General features: G+C 52.9%; 4 protein-coding genes and 1 pseudogene. 1 reads left to right on the top strand and 4 read right to left on the bottom strand.

The genetic code is table 11. The features are described 5' to 3' along the window. Nucleotides 1-194 (top strand): IS1 family transposase (locus ACSIPU_RS29120; protein WP_218586902.1); only part of this gene is annotated, 194 nt, incomplete at its 5' end. Nucleotides 195-208: 14 nt separating this feature from the next. Here ACSIPU_RS29120 and ACSIPU_RS29115 read toward each other — a convergent pair. The 4 genes and pseudogenes from ACSIPU_RS29115 to lacI all read right to left on the bottom strand — a co-directional run. Then, nucleotides 209-349 (bottom strand): annotated as a pseudogene (locus ACSIPU_RS29115) (maltose acetyltransferase domain-containing protein); the annotation flags it as partial. A gap of 65 nt (nucleotides 350-414) precedes the next feature. Next, nucleotides 415-1,668: a lactose permease gene (gene lacY / locus ACSIPU_RS29110; RefSeq protein WP_003846917.1), complete on the bottom strand. Its 1,254-nt coding sequence runs from the start codon at nucleotides 1,666-1,668 to the stop codon at nucleotides 415-417. A gap of 51 nt (nucleotides 1,669-1,719) precedes the next feature. Continuing rightward, nucleotides 1,720-4,794 (bottom strand): beta-galactosidase, encoded by a 3,075-nt coding sequence (lacZ, locus tag ACSIPU_RS29105; protein ID WP_007894989.1) that lies wholly within the window; start codon nucleotides 4,792-4,794, stop codon nucleotides 1,720-1,722. A 121-nt stretch (nucleotides 4,795-4,915) separates the two neighbouring features. Further along, nucleotides 4,916-5,998 carry a DNA-binding transcriptional repressor LacI gene (gene lacI, locus ACSIPU_RS29100; protein WP_007851507.1) on the bottom strand — a complete coding sequence of 361 codons (1,083 nt, stop codon included), beginning with the start codon at nucleotides 5,996-5,998 and terminating at the stop codon, nucleotides 4,916-4,918. Between the last annotated feature and the right edge of the window lie 59 nt (nucleotides 5,999-6,057).

Below are 6,057 nucleotides of genomic sequence, written 5' to 3'. Positions count from 1 at the left end.
CGCTGTATGAATCCCGCCTGAAGGGAAAGCTGCACGTAATCAGCAAGCGATATACGCAGCGAATTGAGCGGCATAACCTGAATCTGAGGCAGCACCTGGCACGGCTGGGACGGAAGTCGCTGTCGCTCACAAAATCGGTGGAGCTGCATGACAAAGTCATCGGGCATTATCTGAACATAAAACACTATCAATAAGTTGGAGTCATTACCCTTTTTTCAACTTCTGATGGATGCGAGTGATTGAACTCATACATTAATGTTTTCCCACGAAGTCTTTTTTCAGGTAAGCCTTCGCACATATCGGTAAATAGCTTGCCTGCTTTTATTTTTTCTGTCATCGACATGTTCATTTTTAACATTCCGTCCTGATAAGTTGGTCGGATAAGGCGCTCGCGCCGTATCCGACATTAATTTCTTAAGCGACTTCATTCACCTGGCGACGCAGCAGAGAAAGTGGGCCGGGGCCGCTAAGCGTGAACACGGAAATTAAGGTGAAGCCCAGCGCCACCAGACCCAGCACCAGGTAAGCGCCCTGGAAACCGATGCTTTCATACATATTGCCCGCCAGAATAGACATAAAAATCATCGCCAGTTGCTTAAAGAAGCAGAAACAGACCAGATAAATCGTCGCTGAAAAACGCACTTCAAACTGGCTGGTAATATATTTAAAGCAGCCCACCAGCAGGAACGGTACTTCAAACATATGCAGCGTTTTCAGAATAACCACTTCCAGTGCTGAGGTAGCGAACGATGAGCCAATAATACGTACTGACATAATAGTGCCAGCCAGCAGCAGGGCGTTTTTCCCACCGATGCGATTAATGATCAGTGGCGCAAAAAACATAATCGAGGCGTTAAGTAATTCGCCCATTGTCGTTACGTAGCCAAATACCCGCGTACCCTGTTCACCGGTAGCAAAGAACGAAGTAAAGAAATTAGCAAACTGTTGGTCAAAAACATCGTAGGTGCAGGAAACGCCAATAACATACAGTGACAAAAACCACAGTTTTGGCTGTCTGAACAGTTCCAGCGCCAGCTTAAGGCTAAATGCCGAATGGTTGGCACCTACCGCATTGGCAACCGTGGCAGAAGAGGGCGCATCCGTTTTGGCGAAAAAGAGTAAAACGGCGAGGATGAATGCACAGCCAGAACCCAGCCAGAAAACAAACTGATTATTGATGGTAAACATGATGCCGACAATCGAGGCACACAGCGCCCAGCCAACACAGCCAAACATCCGCGCGCGACCATATTCGAAATTACTGCGACGGCTGACTTTCTCGATAAATGCCTCTACTGCTGGCGCACCGGCGTTAAAACAAAAGCCTAGATAAATACCACCAACAATCGATCCTACTAAAATGTTGTATTGTAACAGTGGCCCGAAGATAAAAATAAAGAACGGCGCAAACATCACTAACATGCCGGTAATAATCCACAGCAGGTATTTGCGCAGCCCGAGTTTGTCAGAAAGCAGACCAAACAGCGGTTGGAATAATAGCGAGAACAGAGAAATAGCGGCAAAAATAATACCCGTATCACTTTTGCTGATATGGTTGATGTCATGTAGCCAAATCGGGAAAAACGGGAAGTAGGCTCCCATGATAAAAAAGTAAAAGAAAAAGAATAAACCGAACATCCAAAAGTTTGTGTTTTTTAAATAGTACATAATGGATTTCCTTACGCGAAATACGGGCAGACATGGCCTGCCCGGTTATTATTATTTTTGACACCAGAGCAACTGGTAATGGTAGCTACCGGCGCTAAGGTGGAATTCCGCCGACACTGACGGGCTCCAGGAGTCGTCGCCACCAATCCCCATATGGAAACCGTCGATATTCAGCCATGTGCCTTCTTCCGCGTGCAGCAGATGGCGATGGCTGGTTTCCATCAGTTGCTGTTGACTGTAGCGGCTGATGTTGAACTGGAAGTCGCCGCGCCACTGGTGTGGGCCATAATTCAATTCGCGCGTCCCGCAGCGCAGACCGTTTTCGCTCGGGAAGACGTACGGGGTATACATGTCTGACAATGGCAGATCCCAGCGGTCAAAACAGGCCGCAGTAAGGCGGTCGGGATAGTTTTCTTGCGGCCCTAATCCGAGCCAGTTTACCCGCTCTGCTACCTGCGCCAGCTGGCAGGTCAGGCCAATCCGCGCCGGATGTGGCGTATTGCTCGCCACTTCAACATCAACGGTAATCGCCATTTGACCACTTCCATCAATCCGGTAGGTTTTCCGGCTGATAAATAAGGTTTTCCCCTGATGCTGCCACGCGTGGACCGTGGTAATCAGCACCGCGTCGGCAAGCGTATCTGCCGTGCACTGCAACAACGCTGCTTCGGCCTGGTAATGGCCCGCCGCCTTCCAGCGTTCGACCCAGGCGTTAGGGTCAATGCGGGTCGCTTCACTTACGCCAATGTCGTTATCCAGCGGTGCGCGGGTGAACTGATCGCGCAGCGGCGTCAGCAGTTGTTTTTTATCGCCAATCCACATCTGTGAAAGAAAGCCTGACTGGCGGTTAAATTGCCAACGCTTATTATCCAGCTCGATGCAAAAATCCGTTTCGCTGGTGGTCAGTTGCGGGATGGCGTGGGGCGCGGAGGGGAGTGTCACGCTGAGGTTTTCCGCCAGACGCCACTGCTGCCAGGCGCTGATGTGTCCGGCTGCTGACCATGTGGTCGCGTTCGGTTGCACTACGTGAACCGTTAGCCAGAGTTGTCCGGCGCTCTCCGGCTGCGGTAGTTCAGGCAGTTCAATCAACTGTTTACCTTGTGGAGCGACATCCAGAGGCACTTCACCGCTTGCCAGCGGCTTGCCATCCAGCGCCACCATCCAGTGCAGGAGCTCGTTATCGCTATGACGGAACAGGTATTCGCTGGTCACTTCGATGGTTCGCCCGGATAAACTGAACTGGAAAAACTGCTGCTGGTGTTTTGCTTCCGTCAGCGCCGGATGCGGCGTGCGGTCTGCAAAGACCAGACCGTTCATGCAGAACTGGCGATCATTCGGCGTATCGCCAAAATCACCGCCGTAAGCCGACCACGGATTGCCATTTTCATCATATTTAATCAGCGACTGATCCACCCAGTCCCAGACGAAGCCGCCCTGTAAACGGGGGTACTGACGAAACGCCTGCCAGTATTTAGCGAAGCCGCCAAGACTGTTACCCATCGCGTGGGCGTATTCGCAAAGGATCAGCGGGCGCGTCTCTCCAGGCAACGAAAGCCATTTTTTGATGGACCATTTCGGCACAGCCGGGAAGGGCTGGTCTTCATCCACGCGCGCGTACATCGGGCAAATAATATCGGTTGCGAAGGTGTCGGCTCCGCCGCCTTCATACTGTACCGGGCGGGAAGGATCGACAGATTTGATCCAGCGATAGAGTGCGTCGTGATTAGCGCCGTGGCCTGATTCATTCCCCAGCGACCAGATGATCACACTCGGGTGATTACGATCGCGCTGCACCATTCGCGTTACGCGTTCGCTCATCGCGGGTAGCCAGCGCGGATCATCGGTCAGACGATTCATTGGCACCATGCCGTGGGTTTCAATGTTGGCTTCATCCACCACATACAGGCCGTAGTGGTCGCACAGCGTGTACCACAGCGGATGGTTCGGATAATGCGAACAGCGCACGGCGTTAAAGTTGTTCTGCTTCATCAGCAGGATATCCTGCACCATCGTCTGCTCATCCATGACCTGACCATGCAGAGGATGATGCTCGTGACGGTTAACGCCGCGAATCAGCAACGGCTTGCCGTTCAGCAGCAGCAGACCATTTTCAATCCGCACCTCGCGGAAACCGACATCGCAGGCTTCTGCTTCAATCAGCGTGCCGTCGGCGGTGTGCAGTTCAACCACCGCACGATAGAGATTCGGGATTTCGGCGCTCCACAGTTTCGGGTTTTCGACGTTCAGACGTAGGGTGACGTGATCGGCATAACCACCACGCTCATCGATAATTTCACCGCCGAAAGGCGCGGTGCCGCTGGCGACCTGCGTTTCACCCTGCCACAAAGAAACCGTCACCCGCAGCTCATCGCGCAGCTCGCCGTACATCTGAACGTCTGCCTCCAGTACAGCGCGGCTGAAATCATCATTAAAGTGAGTGGCTACATGGAAATCGCTGATTTGCGTGCTCGGTTTATGCAGCAACGAGACGTCACGGAAAATGCCGCTCATCCGCCACATATCCTGATCTTCCAGATAACTGCCGTCACTCCAGCGCAGCACCATCACCGCGAGGCGGTTTTCTCCGGCGTGTAAAAATGCGCTCAGGTCAAATTCAGACGGCAAACGACTGTCCTGTCCGTAACCGACCCAGCGCCCGTTGCACCACAAATGAAACGCCGAGTTAACACCATCAAAAATAATTCGCGTCTGGCCTTCCTGTAGCCAGCTTTCATCAACATTAAATGTGAGCGAGTAACAACCCGTCGGATTCTCCGTGGGAACATACGGCGGATTGACCGCAATGGGATAGGTCACGTTGGTGTAGATAGGCGCATCGTAACCGTGCATCTGCCAGTTTGAGGGGACGATGACAGTATCGGCGTCAGGAAGATCGCGCTCCAGCCAGCTTTCTGGTACCGCTTCTGGTGCCGGAAACCAGGCAAAGCGCCATTCACCATTCAGGCTGCGCGACTCTTGGGAAGGGCGATCGGTGCGAGCCTCTTCGCTATTACGCCAGCTGGCGAAAGGGGGATGTGCCGCAAGGCGATTAAGTTGGGTAACGCCAGGGTTTTCCCAGTCACGACGTTGTAATACGACGGCCAGTGAATCCGTAATCATTGTCATAGTTGTATCCTGCGTGAATTGTTATCCGCTCACATTTTCGCATAACATACGAGCCGGACACATAGAGTGTAAAGCCTGGGGTGCCTAATGAGTGAGCTGACTCACATTAATTGCGTTGCGCTCACTGCCCGCTTTCAAGTCGGGAAACTTGTCGTGCCAGCTGCATTAAGGAATCTGCCAACGTGCGGGGAGAGGTGGTTTGCGTATTGGGCGCCAGGGTGGTTTTTCTTTTCACCAGTGAGACGGGCAACAGCTGATTGCTCTTCACCGCCTGGCCCTGAGAGAGTTTCAGCAAGCGGTCCACGCTGGTTTGCCCCAGCAGGCGAAAATCCTGTTTGATGGTGGTTAACGGCGGGATATAACACGAGCTGTCTTCGGTATCGTCGTATCCCACTACCGAGATATCCGCACCAACGCGCAACCCGGACTCGGTAATGGCGCGCATTGCGCCCAGCGCCATCTGATCGTTGGCAACCAGCATCGCAGTGGGAACGATGCCCTCATTTAGCATTTGCATGGTTTGTTGAAAACCGGACATGGCACTCCAGTCGCCTTCCCGTTCCGCTATCGGATGAATTTGATTGCGAGTGAGATATTTATGCCAGCCCGCCAGACGCAGACGCGCCGAGACAGAACTTAATGGGCCCGCTAACAGCGCGATTTGCTGGTGACCCAATGCGACCAGATGCTCCACGCCCAGTCGCGTACCGTCTTCATGGGAGAAAATAATACTGTTGATGGGAGTCTGGTCAGAGACATCAAGAAATAACGCCGGAACATTAGCGCAGGCAGCTTCCACAGCAATGGCATCCTGGTCATCCAGCGGATAGTTAATGATCAGCCCACTGACGCGTTGCGCGAGAAGATTGTGCACCGCCGCTTTACAGGCTTCGACGCCGCTTCGTTCTACCATCGACACCACCACGCTGGCACCCAGTTGATCGGCGCGAGATTTAATCGCCGCGACAATTTGCGACGGCGCGTGCAGGGCCAGACTGGAGGTAGCAACGCCAATCAGCAACGACTGTTTCCCCGCCAGTTGTTGTGCCACGCGGTTGGGAATGTAGTTCAGCTGCGCCATCGCCGCTTCCACCTTTTCCCGCGTTTTCGCAGAGACGTGGCTGGCCTGGTTCACCACGCGGGAAACGGTCTGATAAGAGACACCGGCATACTCTGCGACATCGTATAGCGTTACTGGTTTCACATTTACCACCCTGAATTGACTCTCTTCGGGTGCTATCATGCCATACCACGAAATGTTTT

It is taken from the genome of Klebsiella sp. HN106 (genome assembly GCF_051209435.1).
GTDB classification, from domain to species: Bacteria; Pseudomonadota; Gammaproteobacteria; order Enterobacterales; family Enterobacteriaceae; genus Klebsiella; species Klebsiella oxytoca.
The sequence above is the reverse complement of the archived record's forward strand: the minus strand, read 5'-3'. Positions and strand labels throughout refer to the sequence as shown.

Coding starts and splice junctions, on each gene's coding strand:
- lacY (WP_003846917.1), bottom strand. CDS start 1,668: ATGTACTATTTAAAAAACACAAACTTTTGGATGTTCGGTTTATTCTTT.
- lacZ (WP_007894989.1), bottom strand. CDS start 4,794: ATGACAATGATTACGGATTCACTGGCCGTCGTATTACAACGTCGTGAC.